Origin of the sequence: Hypericibacter sp. (assembly GCF_050729195.1) — a bacterium.
Classification (GTDB): Bacteria; Pseudomonadota; Alphaproteobacteria; order Dongiales; family Dongiaceae; genus Hypericibacter.
Map to the genome: position 1 here is coordinate 13,304 of NZ_JBOHKS010000034.1, position 15,971 is coordinate 29,274.

General features: G+C 66.3%; 18 protein-coding genes. All 18 read left to right on the top strand.

Annotated features, from left to right (window positions below; all coding sequences use genetic code 11):
* The first annotated feature begins 68 nt into the window (after nucleotides 1-68).
* The 18 genes from ACREE8_RS02640 to ACREE8_RS02725 all read left to right on the top strand — a co-directional run bounded on the left by ACREE8_RS02640 (nucleotide 69) and on the right by ACREE8_RS02725 (nucleotide 15,537).
* Nucleotides 69-242 carry a hypothetical protein gene (locus ACREE8_RS02640; RefSeq protein ID WP_431571429.1) on the top strand — a complete coding sequence of 58 codons (174 nt, stop codon included), beginning with the start codon at nucleotides 69-71 and terminating at the stop codon, nucleotides 240-242.
* Nucleotides 243-315: 73 nt separating this feature from the next.
* Complete coding sequence (locus ACREE8_RS02645) at nucleotides 316-744, top strand: gp436 family protein (protein ID WP_431571430.1); 429 nt, start codon at nucleotides 316-318, stop codon at nucleotides 742-744.
* A complete protein-coding gene (locus tag ACREE8_RS02650) occupies nucleotides 741-1,250 on the top strand; it encodes a phage virion morphogenesis protein (RefSeq protein WP_431571431.1) in 510 nt (169 codons plus the stop codon). Before ACREE8_RS02645 ends, ACREE8_RS02650 begins: the two co-directional genes overlap by 4 nt.
* Complete coding sequence (locus tag ACREE8_RS02655) at nucleotides 1,247-1,681, top strand: phage tail terminator protein (RefSeq protein ID WP_431571432.1); 435 nt, start codon at nucleotides 1,247-1,249, stop codon at nucleotides 1,679-1,681. The genes ACREE8_RS02650 and ACREE8_RS02655 overlap by 4 nt, the downstream gene beginning before the upstream one ends.
* Nucleotides 1,678-1,839: a hypothetical protein gene (locus tag ACREE8_RS02660; RefSeq protein ID WP_431571433.1), complete on the top strand. Its 162-nt coding sequence runs from the start codon at nucleotides 1,678-1,680 to the stop codon at nucleotides 1,837-1,839. The genes ACREE8_RS02655 and ACREE8_RS02660 overlap by 4 nt, the downstream gene beginning before the upstream one ends.
* Before the next feature lies 1 nt (nucleotide 1,840).
* A complete protein-coding gene (locus tag ACREE8_RS02665; RefSeq protein ID WP_431571434.1) occupies nucleotides 1,841-2,770 on the top strand; it encodes a hypothetical protein in 930 nt (309 codons plus the stop codon).
* Nucleotide 2,771: 1 nt separating this feature from the next.
* A complete protein-coding gene (locus ACREE8_RS02670; protein WP_431571435.1) occupies nucleotides 2,772-3,170 on the top strand; it encodes a hypothetical protein in 399 nt (132 codons plus the stop codon).
* A 74-nt stretch (nucleotides 3,171-3,244) separates the two neighbouring features.
* Nucleotides 3,245-3,466, top strand: coding sequence for a DUF1799 domain-containing protein (locus ACREE8_RS02675; RefSeq protein ID WP_431571436.1), 222 nt, complete (start codon nucleotides 3,245-3,247; stop codon nucleotides 3,464-3,466).
* On the top strand, nucleotides 3,463-5,460 hold the full coding sequence (locus ACREE8_RS02680; protein WP_431571437.1) for a hypothetical protein: 1,998 nt from the start codon (nucleotides 3,463-3,465) through the stop codon (nucleotides 5,458-5,460). The genes ACREE8_RS02675 and ACREE8_RS02680 overlap by 4 nt, the downstream gene beginning before the upstream one ends.
* Nucleotides 5,460-5,819, top strand: a complete 360-nt coding sequence (locus tag ACREE8_RS02685) for a hypothetical protein (protein WP_431571438.1) — start codon at nucleotides 5,460-5,462, stop codon at nucleotides 5,817-5,819. Before ACREE8_RS02680 ends, ACREE8_RS02685 begins: the two co-directional genes overlap by 1 nt.
* On the top strand, nucleotides 5,819-6,526 hold the full coding sequence (locus ACREE8_RS02690; RefSeq protein ID WP_431571439.1) for a hypothetical protein: 708 nt from the start codon (nucleotides 5,819-5,821) through the stop codon (nucleotides 6,524-6,526). Before ACREE8_RS02685 ends, ACREE8_RS02690 begins: the two co-directional genes overlap by 1 nt.
* The gene (locus tag ACREE8_RS02695) at nucleotides 6,526-7,251 is read left to right on the top strand and encodes a hypothetical protein (protein WP_431571440.1); all 726 of its coding nucleotides are present in this window, start codon (nucleotides 6,526-6,528) and stop codon (nucleotides 7,249-7,251) included. Before ACREE8_RS02690 ends, ACREE8_RS02695 begins: the two co-directional genes overlap by 1 nt.
* 73 nt (nucleotides 7,252-7,324) lie before the next feature.
* Nucleotides 7,325-7,864 carry a DUF1833 family protein gene (locus ACREE8_RS02700; protein WP_431571441.1) on the top strand — a complete coding sequence of 180 codons (540 nt, stop codon included), beginning with the start codon at nucleotides 7,325-7,327 and terminating at the stop codon, nucleotides 7,862-7,864.
* Entirely contained in the window at nucleotides 7,864-12,408 is a 4,545-nt protein-coding gene (locus tag ACREE8_RS02705) for a host specificity factor TipJ family phage tail protein (protein WP_431571442.1), read from the top strand. The genes ACREE8_RS02700 and ACREE8_RS02705 overlap by 1 nt, the downstream gene beginning before the upstream one ends.
* Nucleotides 12,409-12,411: 3 nt before the next feature.
* Nucleotides 12,412-13,479 carry a hypothetical protein gene (locus tag ACREE8_RS02710; RefSeq protein ID WP_431571443.1) on the top strand — a complete coding sequence of 356 codons (1,068 nt, stop codon included), beginning with the start codon at nucleotides 12,412-12,414 and terminating at the stop codon, nucleotides 13,477-13,479.
* A 10-nt stretch (nucleotides 13,480-13,489) separates the two neighbouring features.
* Nucleotides 13,490-14,137, top strand: a complete 648-nt coding sequence (locus ACREE8_RS02715) for a hypothetical protein (protein WP_431571444.1) — start codon at nucleotides 13,490-13,492, stop codon at nucleotides 14,135-14,137.
* A gap of 72 nt (nucleotides 14,138-14,209) precedes the next feature.
* The gene (locus ACREE8_RS02720; RefSeq protein ID WP_431571445.1) at nucleotides 14,210-14,557 is read left to right on the top strand and encodes a hypothetical protein; all 348 of its coding nucleotides are present in this window, start codon (nucleotides 14,210-14,212) and stop codon (nucleotides 14,555-14,557) included.
* 167 nt (nucleotides 14,558-14,724) lie between these two features.
* Entirely contained in the window at nucleotides 14,725-15,537 is an 813-nt protein-coding gene (locus tag ACREE8_RS02725) for a DNA adenine methylase (protein ID WP_431571446.1), read from the top strand.
* The last annotated feature ends 434 nt before the right edge of the window (nucleotides 15,538-15,971 follow it).

Sequence of the window (15,971 nt, forward strand, 5' to 3'; positions counted from 1 at the left end):
GTGGCAATGCAGTGGGGGCCGCCGGGGGCGGTTCCCACATCCGATCAGGGATCAACTCCGAGGAAACCATGAAGCTCACTGCCAAGGGTAACGTCCACTACGACGGCAAGCGCTACAAGGCCGGCGCCACGATCGACGTCAAGGACGACGATCAGGCGCAGGGCCTCATCGACGCCGGCGCCGCAGAAGCGGCCGGCGATGCTGACGACACCAAGGCCAAGGCCAAGACCACCAGCAAGTAAGCCGACCCGTTCCAGTCTTCAGCGCGGGCGCGGTCGGCAGATGCCGATCGCGCCCGATTGACAAGCGGACCCCATGACCTACGCCGTCAAACAGGACCTGATCGATCGCTTCGGCCTGGTTGAGCTGGTCCAGCTCACGGACCGGACCAACGTGCCGCAGACGACCGTCGACGATACGGTCGTCGGCAGGGCATTGGCCGATGCGGACCAGACAATCGACGGCTACCTGCAATCTGCAGGCCTTCAGTTGCCCCTGGCACCCGTGCCGGCACTGCTGGTGCGCCTGGCCTGCGACATCGCCCGCTACTTCCTGCATAAGGACGGCCCGACCGACGTCGTGCGCAAGAACTACGAGGACGCGCTGAAGATGCTGCGGGACATCGCCAACGGCACCATTCAGCTCCAGGTCGCCGGGCAGGCGCCTGCCGTCAGCGGCGGGGCGGTGCAGATCGATGCGCCCGACCGGACCTTCAGCCGAGAAACCCTGGGCGACTTCGCATGAGCGGCCTCACCTTCACCGTCGAGCTCGACGACAAGGACGCCCAGGCCGGGCTGCAGCGCCTCATCGCGCTGGGCCAGGATCTCGAACCGATCATGGACGAGATCGGCGGCATGCTGGAGACCTCGACCCAGATGCGCTTCGAGCGCGGCATCGGTCCCGATGGCCAGGCCTGGCGAATCTCGCTGCGCGCGGCCGAGGAGCATGGCCGAACGCTGGTCGACAGCGCCCGGCTGCTCAACTCCATCACGCATGCCGCGTCGAGCAATTCGGTCGAGGTCGGCACGAACGTCATCTATGCCGCCGTCCACCAGTTCGGCGCCACGATCATGGCAAAGGCCGGCGGCTTCCTCCGCTTCATGGTCGGTGGCCGCTGGGCGCGAAAGAAGTCCGTCACGATCCCGGCTCGGCCCTTCCTGGGCATCGACAACCAGGACCGCGACGGCATCGAGCAGATCCTCGGCGATCACGTCCGCGCGGCCTGGTCACCGCATCCTGGTGGCGCATGAAGCTGGTCGATGTGGAAACGCGCCTGACGAGCTGGGCGGGATCGCCGCTCAAGGCGGTCGGCCGCGCCGGTGACATCCAGAAGGCCATGGAGCAGAGCCGGGGCGTTCCCGTGTCGCCCTCCGCCTTCCTGGTGCCGATCGGCGATACGGCGCAGCCGAACCGATCGGCGACGATTGCGGTCATCCAGCAGGTCGCAATGACGTTCGGCGTGCTGCTCGCGGTGCGCGATGTCTCCGACGCCAAGGGCGGCCAGGCCGCCGGCACGATCGAGGACGTCAAGATCGCGGTGCGCGGCCGCCTGGTCGGCTGGTCGCCCGCGCCCGAGGACGATCTGGTCGAGCTGATCGGCGGCGGCCTGGTGCAGCTCATGAACGGCACGATCTGGTGGCTGGAGCGCTACCGGACGGGCTTCCAACTGAGGGTCACGTGACGAGGGCTGACGAAAAGAAGGAGCTGCCCGTTCCGCATGAGGGCGGCAGCTATGTCCGAAATTCGGAGTCCGGCGAGCTGACGAAGGTCAACGACCCGGTCCCAGCACCGTCGGCGGATCCGGCGGCGAAACCCGCGCGCTTGAAGAAGGAGGGCTGACATGCCCCGTAAATGGAATCGCAAAGTCCTGACGCTGAAGCGCGAGGCCGGCGGTTATGGCGTCGACGCGACGCCCACCGGCAGCGAGGCGGTGCTGGTCTACGAAGCCGAGTACGATCCGGAATATACCTACACGTCGGCAAAGCGCGTGCTGCCCTATTTGGCGCGTTCTCGCGGCGACGTGGCCACGAAGTTCGGCCGGATCAAGGGCTGGGTCGAGCTGGCCGGCGCGGGCGCCGCCGGCACCGTTCCGGCCTATGGTGCCATCCTGCGTGCCTGCAGCTTCGCCGAGGTGAACAATCCTGGCGTCGACACCCAGTACAACCCGATCTCGACCGGCGACGAGTCCGCGAGCGCCTACTGGAACATGGACGGGCAGCTGCACAAGCTGCTGGGCCTGCGCGGGATGATCAGTGCCATCAGATTCCCCGCCAACGACATTCCGCAGCTCGGCTTCGAGGCCGTCGGACTGCCTCAGGCGCCGACCGATACCGCGATGGCGACGCCGGATTTCACGCTCTGGAAGCCGGCGATCGTCGTCAACAAGGTCAATACCCCGACCTTCACGATCGACGGCTACGCCGCCGTCCTGCGATCGCTCGAAGTCAACCTGGCGACGGTCCTGGAACTGCGGGACCTGGTCAATGCCAACGACGTCCAGGCGACCGATCGCGAGCCGGTCGGGACAGTCGTCATCGAGGACCCCACGATCGCGGGGAAGAACTTCTATCCCATCGTCGATGCCAACACGCGCATTGTGATCCAGCTGATCCATGGCGTCGGCGGCGGCAAGATCGTGCAGCTGGACATGCCCAAGGTTCAGCTGACGAACCCGAAGAAGACGAACGTCAACGGGGTCGCCTATCTGACGATGAATCTCGGCCTGGATCCGAACGCCGGCAACGACGAACTCAAGATCACGGTGAAGTGACATGTTCGTTCTGGATGCCAAGAGAATCGTCAAGTGGCCCGTCGATGTCGATCAACCGGTCGACGGCGGCGGCACCGAGACGCGTCAGTTCACGGCGCATTTTCAGCTTCTTCCCCAGTCCGAGATCGATGCTGTCTTTGCCGGAAACGGAACGGACGCGACGCTCCTGAACCAGGTTCTCGTGGGCTGGGGGGGCATCACGATCGAGGATGGTGGGGAGATCCGGTTCGATGAGATCAGGCGCGCCGCCCTTGTCGACATCCCCTATGTGCGTCGCGGTCTGATGCGGGCCTACATCGCCTGCATCTCCGGAGTGAAAAGAAAAAACTCCGTGACGCCGTCCGCCACTGGGCGGGCGGCGACCGACGCGGAGACGGGGACGAAGTCGAAGCCGACCTGAGAAGGCTCGGCGCCAGCGAAGAAGAGATTGCCCGATGGACCAGCAACGGCGCTCACGCTTCGAACGACTGCGCGGTGCTGGCGGAAAACTGGCCGGCGCTGTCGCTGTTCCTCGACGCGCAGACTCAATGGCGACATGCGGGCATGAGCGGTATCCCGACCGGCCTCGACTACCCCGGCGTCCGCGCGGCGGCCGACATGGCCGGCGTCACCATCACGCCGCCGCTTTTCGAGGATCTCCGCGGGATGGAGGACGAAGCGCTTTTGATCTTCGTCGAGCGGCGGTCTAGATCATGACAGACCTGGTTCTCGGGCTCACGCTCAAGGCCGACAGCTCCGGCCTCGTCGGCGAGGTGAAAGCCGCCAAGGCGGAGCTAACCCAGCTGAGCGAGGCAGCCGCCAAGGCCGGCGGGCAGACGGACCAGCTCGGCAAGGAGACGGACCAGCTTGGTGCCGGCCTCGCCGGCCTCGGTGCCGCCACCGACAAGTTCAAGCCGAAGCAGGATGGCCTGGCGGCCGGCTGGACCATCAATCGCATCGGACTCATGGAGCTGCGCGCCGCCGGCGTGAACAGCTTCCAAGCGCTGGCGGCTGGCATGGATCCGCTCACCGTCGCCTCCATGGAAGCGGCGCAGGTGATGGGCGCGCTGGTGCAGGGCGGCACGCTGGCGTCGGCCGGCTTCAGGTCGCTCCTGGCGACGATCACGCCCTTTGCCCCCTTGGCGATCGCCGCCGCCGCCGCGATCGCCGGCATTACCCTGGCGCTGGTGCTCGGCAAAAACAGGACCGACGACGCCAGTGCTGCCACGAAGGCCTACCAGGACGCCATCAAGGCCGGCACGACCGTCGAGGACCTGTATACAAAAGCGATCAAGGCCGGCAACGAGGCGATGCTGACCCGGCAGCAGCTCCTCGATCTCAATGCGACGGCCCAATACACGACGAACGTCCAGACGGCACAGGGCGTGGTCGATGAGCTGCAGCGTCAGCTCGCCGAGACGTATCAGCGCCAGGCCCAGCTGCAGACCTATGCGCCGGGCGACGTCCAGGGACAACGGCAGATCCAGGAAACTACGGCGGCGATCCAGAAGCTCGAGGATCAGCTGCAGAAGGCCCGTGTCGCGCTGATCAATCTGAAGTCGCCCTACATTGCCGGCGGCCAGTTCGCGGCCGATGCCGAGGCGGCGGCGCAGGCCGACGCCGACATGCTGAAGGCCATTCGGCTCGGCCACGAACGGGACGATCAGCGGCTCAAGGACGAATGGGAGTCGCAGAAGCAGGCCTGGGCCGATCGCAACGCCTTCATCTTCAACAGTCAGTTGGAGCTGGACCAGGAACTTCGGAAAGAGGACGAGGACCGCAAGAAACAGTTCGAGACCAATGCGAAGGCCTGGACCAAGGCGCTGATGGACGAGGTCGATGCGTTCGACCAACTGCAGAAGATGGGCGCTCAGCTGACCGAGAGCCTGCTGACGCCGCAGGAAAAATACAACGCCAGCCTCCAGCGCTATCAGCAGCTGCTCGACGCCGGCGTCATCAGCCAGGAGACCTTCACCCGTGCCGTCGCGGCGGCCGGTAAAGAACTGAAGTCGATGGATCCGCTGGCCAACCTGCTGGCCGACAGCTTCGGCCAGGCCTTCGATCGCATCGGCTCCTCCATCACCAGCATGTCGCTCGAAGGCAAGGACGCGTTCGAGAGCTTGAACAATCTCGGCAAGGCCGTCGCGTCCGAGTTGATGCAGACATTCCTGAAGCTGGCGGTCATGAACCCCTTCAAGAACGCGCTGTTGGGAACCAGCGAGCCGGTGCTGGGCGACATCCTCGATTCATTGTTCGGTGGCGGTGTCCCCGGCGCCGGCAGTGGTAGCGCGGGAATCGGATCGGCCTTTTCGACGACCGCCGGCCGGGACCTGGCTTATGGCGGCACCTATCATCAGGGCGGCAAGGTCGGGCCCGGTGGCTCGGGCCGCTGGGTCGATGCCTCTGTTTTCGACGGCGCGCGGCGCATGCACAGCGGCGGCCTTGTCAGCGGCGAGCGGCCGATCATTGCCAAGGATGGCGAGGAAGTCGGCTGGCCGGGCCAGCTCGCCGACAAGTATGGCAGCAAGGTCCAGGTCACGGTGATCAACAGCACCGGCCAGCAGTCGCGCACGCAAGAGCGGCAGGGGTCGGACGGGCGGCGCGAGATCGCCGTCTATGTCGGCGACATGATGGCGGCGGACATCATGAAGGGTGGCAAGCTGTCGGCCGCGCTGGAGCAGACCTATCCCCTCAAGCGGGGGCGCCGCTGATGGCGAACCCCGTGTGGCCCGTGACACTGCCTCCCTTCGTGTTGACCGAAGGGCATCAGGAGACCTGGGGCAACAATCTGTTGCGCACCCAGATGGACGCGGGCGAAGCGAAGGCGCGCCGGCGCTTCACCAAGGACGTGCGGCCGATTCAGGGCACGGTCGAGATGACGACGGCGCAGGTCGCGATCTTCGACGACTTCTTCCACAACACCTTGAAGGATGGTGCCATCCGGTTCGATTGGGTGCTGCCGCGCACGCAGGCAGCCGCCACCTTCCGCATCATCCCGCCTTTCCCGGTTCCGCCGACGCCTGGCGCCAAGTTCTGGCGACCCACCTTCACGCTTGAGCAGGTGGGCTGATGGCGACGCGCTTCTACCTTCCCAGTACCGGCGATGCCGCCGTCAACCCCGCGTTCGACGCGGGCTGGGGCAGCCTCGATCCGGTCAATCCGCCGACCCGGAAGCGGATGGTGATCGCGCGCGCCAACACCAACATGAACACGCAGACGAAGGGCCAGAACGCCACCGTGGCATTGCCCGGCACCGTCGACTGCCTGCACCGGCAATATGTCTCCGATCCGCTCCAGGCCCAGGCAATCGCCGGCACCGTCAAGGGACAGGTGCGGTGCCAGCAGGGCGCCGCCACGAACGACTTCCGGGCGCAGATGCTCGTGAAGGTGGTTTCCAGCGACGGCCTGACCTTGCGCGGGATCCTGCTCGCCTTCGATGCCTCGGGGTTGACCTCGGAGTTCTCGACCTCGCTCCGAAACCGCGCCTTCCCGCTGGCCTGGACCACGCCGGGCGATGCCTTGAGCAACGTCAACGCGCTCGCCGGCGACCGGCTCGCGATCGAGCTGGGCGTCCGCGCGCACCTGGCCGACGGCACGATGCGGACCTTCGCGCTGCGCCTCGGCGACAACCAGCTGACCGATCTGCCCGAGGACGAAACCAGCTCGTCCGACTTCAACCCGTGGATCGAGTTTTCCCAGACGCTGCTGTTCCAGGCGCCGGGTGCGGGCACCGTCGCGCCCGAAGCCATGATGTCACACCGCCGCAGGAGATCCTGATGCCGACGTTCCTCAGACAGGCCACTGCCACCACGGTGCGCATCGGGCCGTTCCTCGACAAGGCCGACGGCGTCACCGAGAAGACGGCGCTCGCCGGCACGCTGACGGTCGAGTGCTCGAAGGCCGGCCCCTTCGCGGCGCGGTCCAGCGTGACGGCGATCGCGCACGATCAGAACGCCTGGTACGCGATCCCGCTCGATGCCACCGACACCGGCACGCTCGGCCGCCTGATCCTCAAGAGCGACGACGCGGCGACCTATCTGCCGGTGTGGGCCGAGTTCCAGGTGGTGCCGGCGAACGTGTTCGATTCTCTCGTCGCCGGGTCCGACCTGCTGCAGGCCGATCTTCAGCAGTGGGTCGGCGCCGCGCCGAATGCGCTGCAGACGGGCCGCGTCGACGGCTCGGTCGGCGCCATGGCCGCGAACGTCCTCAATGCGGCGGCGATCGCCGCCGGCGCCATCACCAACGCCAAGTTCGCGGCGGACGCCATCGACGCCAATGCGCTGGCTGCCAGCGCCGTCGACGAGATCCTCGACGATGTCGTCGAAGGCGCTCTCACCATGCGGCACATCCTGCGACTCCTATTGGCGGCCTCGGCGGGCAAGCTCGCGGGCGCTGCCGGTGTGAACATCACGATCCGCGACCAGGCGGACACGAAGAACCGCATCAACGCCACGGTCGATCTCAACGGCAACCGTACGGCGGTGGCGGTGGACGGGACTTGATTGAGGGCTCGCGCCGTCGGCCGCCCCTCCAACCCCGACGTCGCTCGCGCAGAAAGGATTAGATCGGCTCTCGATGTTCGCGAAGCGCTTCTTCCCCATCCGCTATTTCCCGCTCCGGTACTGGCCGGAGCTGCCGGCGTCGACGATCCCGCCGAGCTTCGCGCGCGCGGCCTTCGCGCCCGAGACGGACGAAGTCTTCCTGCAGCTGCTCACCATCGACCATTCCAGCTTCAGCCAGCCGATCCGTGTCGTTCACAACAACGAGGACGTGGTCAGCCGCGGCAATCTCTACACCGCCTATCCGTTCGACATCACGCTGCCCGACGACGACGGCCAGAAGCCGCCCGAGGTGACGGTGCGGATCGACAACGTGGCGCGCGACATCGTGCTCGCCATCCGCATGATCCCCGCCGGCGCGCCGCCGACGATCACGCTGGAAGTGATCATGGCCTCCACCCCCAACACGGTCGAGGCCGGCCCCTACGGTTTCACCCTGCGCGACGTCACGGCGGACGCCGCAGCCGTCGAGGGTCAAATCACCTTCGAAGACATTTTGAACGAGAGTTTCCCGGCCGATGAATACACGCCGGCGAGCCATCCGGGGCTGTTCTGATGGATAGCGGACAGATCCCGGCCGAGACCTTGCCTTATGCCCCGCCGGCCTGGGTGGCGGGCTATATCGGCATTCCGTTCGTCGAGCTTGGCCGCGATCGCGAGGGCTGCGACTGCTGGGGGCTGCAGCGCCTGGTCTTCAATGGCCGGCTCGGCATCGAGCTGCCAAGCCGGGACACGGAGTATCGGGGAGCCCGTCGCCGGGACATCGCGGCGAACGCGGCCCTGATCAAGGCCCATATCGACGAGGACTGGCAGAAGGTCGCCGAGAAGCCCGACGACGGGAACTGCCCGCTCGACGGCATCCGGCTCTATGACCTGCTGCTGATCAAGAAATACGGCGAGCCCGCCCATGTCGGCATGGTGGTGGCGCGCGGCCAGATGCTCCATATCGAGCAGGGGGTCGATTCCTGCGTCGTCGAGTTCGACAAGCCGGACCAGCTGCCCGGGATCCTCGAGGTGCGCCGGCATAGGAGGCTTTGCGGCCATATCGGTGGCTTCGTGGCGGGAGCGACCACGCTTCAGCCGATCATGCTGAAGCCGATCGAAGAGATCATCCCGCCCGGCGCCGGCGACGTGCTGGTGACGGCGCGGCAACGCCCCTTCAGCACCGACATCCAGCAGATGGCGATGCTGGCCGGCGCCACGGTGGCGGAGATCGTCGAGAAGGCGATCCCGGGTCCGACGTTGCGCCGCTACGCATCGGTCACGATCGGCGACGAGGAGATCCCGCGCGAGCTGTGGCACCGTGTGCGGCCGAAGCCGGGCACGGCGGTGACCGTGCTGGCCATGCCGGGTCAGAACCCCGGCGGCCAGCAGAAGAGCCCGCTGCGGATGTTCCTGCAGATCGTGGTCGTTGTCCTGGCTGCCGTGGCCAGCTGGTGGGCCGGCGGCGCCCTGGGGCCGGTCGCTGGCGCGCTGATCGGCGCGGCGGTGGCGGCGGCCGGCAACTTCGCGGTCAACGCCCTGGTGCCTCTGCCAAAGGCCGACATGGGCCAGCTGAGCGGCGAGGAGGACAGCAGCCCGACGCTCTCGATCCAGGGCACACGCAACCAGGCGCGGCCCTATGGCAAGATTCCGCGGGCCTACGGCCGCCACAAGCGCACGGCCGACTATGGCGCCATCCCTTACACCGAGATCCGCGGCAGCGACCAGTATCTGCGGCTGCTGTTCGACCTCGGCTATGGGCCGCAGAAGGTCGAGGCCATCCAGATCGGCGCCACGCCGATCGCCAACTTCGAAGGCATCGAACTCAAGATCCGCGAAGGCTGGGACGACGACCCGCCGCTGAGCCTGGTCGGAACCGACGTCCATGACGACGTGTTCCAGATCCTGCTCGACCAGGTGTCGAGCTGGACCCAGCGCACGTCGGCGAAGAATTGCGACGCGCTGATGATCGAGATCGACGGCCTCCAGGGGATGACGGCCTTCGACGAACTGGGCGAGCGGTCGGCGGTGACGGTCGAGCTGGACGCCGAGTACCGCGTGAAGGACGCGGTCGCCTGGACGCCGCTGGCGCAGCCGATCGCCTTCCTCGCTCGCCAGACCGGCACACTCGTGCGGCCGGAGGTGCAAGAGAGGCAGAAACTCGTCAGGACCTACTTCCTTTCGCTCAATCACATTACCGGCCTCTTGGAGGGTGTTGGGGGCACCAGCAGCAACAATCCCTCCGTCATCCCCGCGGGCAATCTCCCGATCTGCATGATGGAGATGCCGTTCGACGGAACCAAGCCGGCGCGGCTGACGGATTTGCGCTCGGCCGAGATGATCTCGGCCGGCTACTTCGTGCCGACCGCCGATCTGCCGCTGGCCAATGTCAGCAACAGCATCACCCTTGGCCCGGGCACCGTCGTCCCGCCGACCTTCGTCATCACCCACAACTCGACCAACGTCGTTCGCGAGACCAGATCCTGGCCGGTGCCGCGCGACCAGTATGACGTTCGCGTGCGCCGAACGACGCTCGACACCGCCGACGACAAGATCGTCGACAAGGTCTGGTGGACCATCCTGCGCATCACGACGAACACGCCGCCGATCGCGGTCCCGGGCCACACGACGATCGAGCTGGTGATCAAGGGCACGAACGAGCTGCAGGGCATCGTCAACGAGCTCAATTGCATCACGACATCGATCCTGTGGGATTTCGACGGGACCAGCTGGGCCTGGCGGCCGACGCGCTGGGCGCATTCCGCCTATGTCGACGTGCTGATCGGCCAAGCCGGCCGCACGCCCCTGCCGAGCAGCCGCGTCGACTGGACCGGGATCGAGGCCTGGGCGCTCGACAACATCGCCAATGGCCGCAAGTTCGACGCGGTGTTCGACTTCGCCAACACCCGGTTAGAGGCACTCAAGACGATCGCGTCGGCCGGGCGCGCCAGCTTCGGCATGAACGGCCATCTTTACGCCGTGGTGCAGGACAAGCCGCAGTCGGTCCCGGTGCAGCATTTCACGCCCCGGAACAGCTGGGGCTTCACCATGCACCGGCGGTTCCCGGATGCCATCCACGGCGTGAAGATCCGCTTCGTCAACGAGCGCAAGGATTTCGAGCAGGACCAGATCATCGTCTATGCCGACGGCTTCGACGAGAGCAACGCCACAAAGTTCTCCGAGGTCGACATGTTCGGCATCGTGGACCCCGACCAGGTGTGGAAGGCCGGGCGCTATCAGCGGGCGGTCATGGAGCTGCGGCCCTATGACTACACGCTCTCCGCCGATGTCGAGCATCTGATCGCGAAGCGCGGCAAGCTGGTGAAGGTCAGCCACGACGTGATTCTCGTCGGTCTCGCCTATGGGCGGATCAAGACGCTGGCGAAGGACGGGAGCGGCAACGTCACGGGCCTGACGGTCGACGAAGCGCTACCGATGGAGGTCGGGAAGACCTATGGCCTGGTGATCCGGACCACGCGCGACGTGGCGCTGTCGGCCACGCCCGTCACCGTCGCCGGCGACCAGGTCAGCGTCACGCTGGTGACTCCGATCCCGTTCTGGACAGCTCCTTCGGAGGGCGACCTGTTCAGCTTCGGCGAGGCCGGCCGCGAGTCGATCGATTGCATCGTCTCCAACGTCTCCCCCCAGGCCGACATGGCGGCGAAGCTGGTGCTGGTGGATGCGGCCCCGGCGGTGCATCTGGCCGATACTGGAACGATTCCCGATTTCGACCCCATCGTGACGGCATCCGGCTCGAAGCCGCCGAAGCCACAGGTGTTCCGCGTCACCTCGGACGAATCGGTGCTGGTGCGTCAGGGAGACGGGTCGCTGCAAAGCCGCATCCTGATCGAGCTGCAGCTCACCGGCGGCACGATCGAGCCCGCCGCCAGTCTGCAGGTCATCTTCGCGCGCAGCGACGCCCAGGAGCCGTTCTCCACCATGGCACCCTTGCCCGGCAGCACGACCGTCGTCTCGGTCGTGCCGGTGCAGGACCAGGTCGCCTACGACGTGATCCTCTGGACCGTGTCGGCCAAGGGCGTACCGAGCGACAGGACGACGATCGCGGGCCATGTGGTCGTCGGCAAATCGACGCCACCCCCGGATGTGCCCGGCGTCATGCGCGAGATGAACGATGCCCGCTGGAGCTATCCGATCGTGCCCCCGGACATGGCCGGCTACGTCATCCGCGCGAACCCGGGGAACAATCGGGACTGGGAGCCTGCTCAGGAGCTGCATCCCGGTGTCTGGAGCCTGACCCGGTTTCCGCTCGGTGCGCTCACCACGGGCAGCTGGACGATTCTGGTGAAGGCGATCGACGTCGCCGGCAATGTCAGCGTCAACGCGGCGGCGCTGGTGATTGGCCTCGGCGACGTGAAGACCGACAACCTGGTGCGAACGATCGACTTTGGTGCGCTCGGATGGCCCGGCGTCATCACCAACGGCTTTACGATCGGCGGCTTCCTCCAGGCCAGCGACGGCGGCGATCTCTTCTGGCCGGCCAGCGATGCGGCGCCATTCTGGCAGCCCGACGATGCGGCGGATTTCTGGGTGGCGAACTGGCTGCCGCTCACCTATGTCGCGACCGTGATACCGGATTCGCAGGAGGTGCCCGCGGCACTGCGGTTGATCTCCGACGTCCAGGGTTCCAACTGGACGATCGAGTATCGCCCGAGCGGAAGCCAGGAACCGTTCTGGCACGACGACAGCACGCTGTTCTGGAGCGCGGACGGCGACAGCTTCTGGCCGGATGGCCCTTCTTATCTGCCCTGGCCCGGCGAGCTGCCGATCAGCGCGCAGAATTACGAGATCCGCGTGAGCATCGCCGGCGGGAGCAAGCAGGGACAGTTGTCCGCCCTGCGAGCCCTCATCGACATGCCCGATATTGAGGAGGACTTCGACGACATCGCGATCGCGCCCGGCGGCACGCGCCTGCCCCTCACCAAAGCCTACAGGAAGATCCTCCAGGTGCCGGTGACTTTGCAAGACGACGGTGGCACGGGCTTCACGGCGAAGGTGATCGACAAGGATCCGGTGAACGGGCCGCTGGTGAAGGTGTTCGACATTGCCGGCATCGGCGTTGCCGGCCTGATCGACGTTAACGGCCTGAGGGGCTACTAGCCGATGACCTCACTTCCCATTGCAGGGTACTTCGCCAACGCCGTTCGCAGCGTCGGCGAAATGAAGCAGGCCTTCGAGGACCAGCGCAATTTCATCGCCCAGCTGATCGGCGGCGCGCAGGAAGTGCAGGCGACGATCGCCGGCGACAGCATCACGCCGGCGTCGGGCGTCATCAAGGTCGAGACCGAGGCCGGCGCCGGCACCGACAATCTGGCGACGATCGTGCAGACCAACCTGCCCGATGGCAGCCTGCTGATGTTGCGGCCGTTGAACGCGGCGCATGTCGTCGTGGTGAAGAATGCCGCCGGCGGCGGCGGTCAGATTCTCACGGCCAACGCGGCCGACTTCTCGATGAACTCGACCAAGATGTGGCTGCTGCTGAAGCGCACCGGCACGAACTGGGAGGAGGTCGCGCGCTTCTATGGCGACCAGCTTTCGGCGCAGAAGGCCTATCTCGGGATCAGCGGCAGCTACGCGGCGAAGACGGCGGCCTACAATGTCGTGGCCGCCGACAATGGCAGCGTGCTCGATTGGACCACGGCAGGCTTCAGCGCCAACCTTCTGGCGGCGGCGACCGCTGGCGCAGGGTTCACGCTGACCCTCGTCAACAGCGCCGCGTCGGGCGACGTGACGATCGATCCGAACGGCGCCGAGACGATCGACGGGTTGACGACGCGGCTCATGAGGCCGGGCGACGAGGTCACGATCTATTGCACCGGCGCGGCCTGGAAAACGCTGAGGGGCCAATACAGCTACGACAGCGGCGAGCAGACGATCACGGCTGCCGGCGCGTTGACGCTGGCCCACGGGCTCGGCGCCAAGCCACAGCTTCGCGACGTGTTCCTGCGCTGCAAGACGGCCGAGGGCGGATACTCGATCGGCGACGAAGTGGTATGGCCGACGGGCGAGCTTGGCACAGCGGCCAGCTCACCATCGATCGTCATCGACGCGACCAACATCAGCGTCAGATACGGCAGCAGCATGTTCGTCATCAACAAGGGTACGGGCGCCTCGTTCGGCATCACCGTCGGCAATTGGCGCGCGGTCTTCCGCGCCTCGATCCTGAAATAGAGACAGAGCCATGACCAAGTTCCTGATCGACGACAAAGGCCGGCCGCTGGGTGATTTTCCCGACGATGCGGCGGTGCCGTCCGACGCGCCGCAGGGCGCGCGCTTCGTGCTGACGATGACCAAGAGCCTGGTCGATGCCGCCGGCGCCTATATCGGCAGCTTCAACCAAGCGGCGGGGTTCCCCGAGGCCGCGCCTGAGGGCGCTCAGTTCGTCGATGGCGCGCCGGAGCGGGCCGGCGATCGATGGGACGGTGCGGGCTGGGCTCCGGATCTGGCGCAACTCAAGGCCGTCAAGCGCGCCGCTGCGGTGGCGCTGTTCGCGGCGAAGCAGGAAGCCGGCGCGCCCTATGGCGGCAAGGTGGTGCAGCTGCGCGAGGAGGATCTGACGCGCATCAACGGCGCGGCCCTCAAGGCCACGCTGGCGCTCAATCCCGCCTCGGGCGTGGCCTGGGCGCCGGACTTCGCCTGGCGCATGGCCGACAACTCGATGCTGCCCCTGGCGACGCCGGTGGCGATGATCGGGCTCGCCGCCGCCGCCGCCGCCGCTTATGAGGATCTGCGCAAGCGGCTGTGGGCGATCAAGGACGCGATCGAGGCGGCCGACACGGCCGAGAAGGTCGCGGCGATCGACGAGACGAAGGGGTGGCCCGGGTCGTGACGCGCTATCTCGCCCGGAATTGCAACCGGTGCTATCCTGCGGCCCTCGTAACGGCGGACCTGCGGGGGCATCATGAAACGGGGCATCATCGTTCTGCTGGGTGTGGTGGCGATCGCGGCGATCGCCTACAGCCAGAGAAGCCAATCGAACAGCTCGGCTGGCGTGTGCCGGGAGATCGATCACAACGGGGTGGTGTACCTCCTCGCATGTCCTGCCGGCATGCTGGACATGGATGCGGAGAAGGCGGGCAAGGCCGCCTGCAATCGCCCGATCGGCGAGGTCTGCGTTGCCTGGATGTGGACGACCGAAACGGGCCGGCCCGAGAAATGGCCCTTAACGGACGCGAACCTCGTGTCGGTCTCATGGGCCTGGCAGAACAAGCCCGGCCAGTTGCTCAACTGCGACCGCGAAGGCTGCTAAATTCAAAGACTGAAACGACCAACCCTGCCAGGCTTACGGCCGGCGGGGGCAGCGGCGTTGACGCGCCGCGAACCGCGGAGTTGAGATCCGCATGACCACCATCGGCCGATTGATGGCCACCCCGCCACCCCAGCGCTGGGGCGGGGCAAGTGTGAGTTGTGAAAGTTATGGAGTCTATAAGGGCCGTCGAACCCCTGACGCCCATTGCGCCTTACCTCGGCGGCAAGAGGAATCTGGCCGGCCGAATCATCAAGCGAATCGAAGCGACCCCTCACAGCTGCTACGCCGAGGCCTTCGTCGGGATGGCCGGCGTGTTCCTCCGCCGGCGCCAGGCGCCGCGAGCGGAGGTCATCAACGATGCGAATCGGGAGGTGGCGCCGCTGTTCCGGGTGCTTCAGCGCCACTATGTCGCCTTCGTCGAGATGATGCGGTTCCAGCTCACCACGCGTGCCGAGTTCGAGCGCCTGGTGGCGACCGACCCGACGACGCTGACCGACCTGGAGCGCGCCGCGCGCTTCCTCTATCTCCAGCGCACGGCCTTCGGCGGGAAGATCAGTGGGCGGAACTTCGGGGTCTGCGCCGATCGGCCGGGGCGGTTCGACATCACGAAGCTGGCCGGGCTGCTTGAGGACGTCCACAGCCGGCTCGCCGGCGTCACGATCGAGTGTCTGCCCTGGCCGACCTTCCTGGAGCGCTACGACAAGCCGCACACGCTTTTCTACCTCGACCCGCCCTATTGGGGCTCCGAGGGCGACTACGGCAAGGAGCTGTTCGACCGGAGCCAGTTCGCCGAGCTGGCCGGGCGGTTGCGAAAGCTGAAGGGCCGGTTCATCCTTTCGATCAACGACGTGCCGGCGATTCGGGAGCTGTTCGACGGGTTCGAGATCGAGGCCGTCAAGACCACCTACACGATCGCCGGCGGCAAGGGCGCCAGGCCGGCGCGAGAGCTGATCATCAGCGGCGGCGGGCGCCGCAAATAGGGGATGACATGGACTGGTTCGAGCAGGTGTCAAAGGAACTCAATCGGCTGGCGGCGGCGTGCCCTATCCCGGTCAGCTGGGGCCTGGAGATGGACTATAAGGTCACTAAGCTGACCGTCCACGAGCGGGGGCCAAATCGCCGGGCCGAACCCTTGGTAATCTTGGAAGCGTCCACCTATCCGCCGGAGGAGATCTGCCAGTCATTCCAGCGATGGACTCTGCTGCAGCTGGCGGCAAGGCCCGACGAGGTCACTGGGGGGCTTTAAACGCATGATGAAGGGCGTTTTAGGGGTCAAAATCGGCCATTAGAACGGGAGTTATCCACTGCTCAAATCATGTGGCGGAAGTGCTCAATCCAAGTGGCGCGCTACAATGCTGGCACGTCGAGCGGCCCCCTCCCTCACCCTCCTCCTTGCAGGGGGAGGGAACAAGGC